This window comes from Methylobacterium sp. WL116 (assembly GCF_008039455.1).
In the GTDB taxonomy this organism is placed as follows: Bacteria; Pseudomonadota; Alphaproteobacteria; order Rhizobiales; family Beijerinckiaceae; genus Methylobacterium.
This window is the reverse complement of the sequence record NZ_VRUV01001004.1, coordinates 1-768: the sequence shown is the minus strand read 5'-3', so window position 1 is coordinate 768 and position 768 is coordinate 1. Positions and strand designations below refer to the sequence as shown.

Below are 768 nucleotides of genomic sequence, written 5' to 3'. Positions count from 1 at the left end.
TCCGGGTAGACCGCGCGGACGCTGCCCTGGACGCGTGCGCCCGCGCCGATCTCGATCCAGGCCGGGCGGCCCTCCCGCAGCAGCGGTAGCTTGGTCTCGACGACCTCGCCTTCGAGCTCGATCTCGCCCCGGGCGATCAGGCGGAACAGCGGCTCGGCCGCGGACGAGGCGGTGATGCCGACGCGCGCGGTGCGGCGGTTGACGATGCCGGCTTCCGGCGCGCGGATCTCGGTGCGGGCGAGCCGCAGCTCCAGCTCGTCGCGCACCGCCTTCGCCTGGGCCAGCTCGGCCTTCGCGATGACCAGGCCGTTGCGGGCGAAGGCGAGCTTGCCCTCGGCCTGGCGCAGGGTGGAGGTGCGCCCTTCCAGGATCGCCGCCGTGCCGTTCCCGGTCTGCATCAGCTGCTTGGCGCGGTCGAACGCGAGGCGCGCCTCGACGGCGGCGGCTTCCGCCTGCTCGATGGTGCTCTCGGCCTGCGGGACGGCGGCGGTGGCCTTGTCCACCAGGGCGGATTGCTGAGCGAGCTGGCGGTCGATCAAGTCGTGCGACAGGCGGGCGAGCACCTGGCCGCGGGCGACGCGCGCGCCCTCCTCGACCAGGACCTCGGTGACGCGGTAGCCGTCCATCTCGGGCGTCACCAGGATCTCGTCGCGCGGCACCAGCGTGCCGGTGACGACCACGCTCTCGACGATCTCGCGGCGCGCCGCCTCGACCACGCTGACCGCGGGCGCGGGGCTCACCGCGGCGGGCGCCGGGGCGGTCTCGGCC

General features: G+C 75.0%; 1 protein-coding gene. It reads right to left on the bottom strand.

Translation table 11 applies throughout. The annotated features are described in order from the left end of the window. A partial coding sequence (locus FV223_RS29070) for an efflux RND transporter periplasmic adaptor subunit (RefSeq protein WP_246689864.1) occupies positions 1-768 on the bottom strand: 768 nt, incomplete at both ends.